Source organism: Chryseobacterium sp. SIMBA_029 (assembly GCF_046535275.1).
GTDB lineage: Bacteria > Bacteroidota > Bacteroidia > Flavobacteriales > Weeksellaceae > Chryseobacterium.
The window spans coordinates 1-388 of sequence record NZ_JAWRXA010000070.1; the positions used below are offsets into that span (position 1 = coordinate 1).

The window sequence follows — 388 nt, forward strand, 5'->3', positions numbered from 1 at the left end:
CTGGCGAAAGGAAACAGAAGCAAAGACGTTGCTGATGCTTGCAATAAATACGGAGGTTTCTACCTTGGATCAATCGGAGGACCGGCTGCCATTCTTGCGAAAGACAATATAGTGTCTGTAGATGTAGTAGATTTCCCGGAATTAGGAATGGAAGCCGTAAGAAAAATTGAGGTAAAAGACTTCCCTGCATTCATCATTACCGATGATAAAGGAAACGATTTCTTTGCCAATCTTGCCCACTAATTAGTTTAAAATTAAAATAAATTAGAAAATAGAGTCTCTATCTTTTGTGTAAACAGGAAAAAAGTTCTATTTTTGCCTAAAATCTTTAAGAGATATGATAACGATTTTATCAGCATTTTGGCCGTTTTACCAGTTCCTATGGACT

1 protein-coding gene is annotated in these 388 nt (G+C 36.6%); it reads left to right on the top strand.

What is annotated here, in order from left to right; genetic code table 11:
- A partial coding sequence (locus SB679_RS23250) for a fumarate hydratase C-terminal domain-containing protein (protein ID WP_410704654.1) occupies positions 1-243 on the top strand: 243 nt, incomplete at its 5' end.
- Positions 244-388: the final 145 nt, after the last annotated feature.